This window comes from Enterobacter cloacae complex sp. IR5418, from assembly GCF_049238105.1.
GTDB lineage: Bacteria > Pseudomonadota > Gammaproteobacteria > Enterobacterales > Enterobacteriaceae > Enterobacter > Enterobacter hormaechei.
On sequence record NZ_JBMKHS010000053.1, the window covers coordinates 1 to 704 of the forward strand.

Below are 704 nucleotides of genomic sequence, written 5' to 3' on the forward strand. Positions count from 1 at the left end.
ATGCACTCAGCGCAGCGGGATGGCATCGCCACCCGCACCGGTCACCTTCGACCCGAAGACGCGCTCGACGAGATTGTGCGGTTCTTCGAGGCGCGGGTTTCCGCCTTGCGACGGAGCGGGGTCGCTGCCGACCGGCTCATCCTCGATCCGGGGATGGGATTTTTCTTGAGCCCCGCACCGGAAACATCGCTGCACGTGCTGTCGAACCTTCAAAAGCTGAAGTCGGCGTTGGGGCTTCCGCTATTGGTCTCGGTGTCGCGGAAATCCTTCTTGGGCGCCACCGTTGGCCTTCCTGTAAAGGATCTGGGTCCAGCGAGCCTTGCGGCGGAACTTCACGCGATCGGCAATGGCGCTGACTACGTCCGCACCCACGCGCCTGGAGATCTGCGAAGCGCAATCACCTTCTCGGAAACCCTCGCGAAATTTCGCAGTCGCGACGCCAGAGACCGAGGGTTAGATCATGCCTAGCATTCACCTTCCGGCCGCCCGCTAAATATCTCCTTTTGGGTTGTTAATAAAACATCCAATAAGTTGACTGTGCGTGAAAAAGAAAGTTTTGTGTGATGGCGTTGAAGATCGCACCGTTAAGCTCTTATGTGGGATGGTGCAGAGCTCGACGACTACCGATAAAACGCAACCGCCGCAAACAGACAAGAAAAAGCCCCAACTGATAACAGTTGGGGCTTCAGTATTGTGATTGGTGG

At 56.8% G+C, this 704-nt stretch carries 2 protein-coding genes; one reads left to right on the plus strand and one right to left on the minus strand.

Annotated features, from left to right (window positions below):
• Positions 1-468 (plus strand): dihydropteroate synthase (locus ACOTX7_RS22575; protein ID WP_002130715.1); only part of this gene is annotated, 468 nt, incomplete at its 5' end.
• A gap of 21 nt (positions 469-489) precedes the next feature.
• Here the strand turns inward: ACOTX7_RS22575 and ACOTX7_RS22580 are convergent.
• A partial coding sequence (locus ACOTX7_RS22580) for a hypothetical protein (RefSeq protein WP_212772132.1) occupies positions 490-704 on the minus strand: 215 nt, incomplete at its 5' end.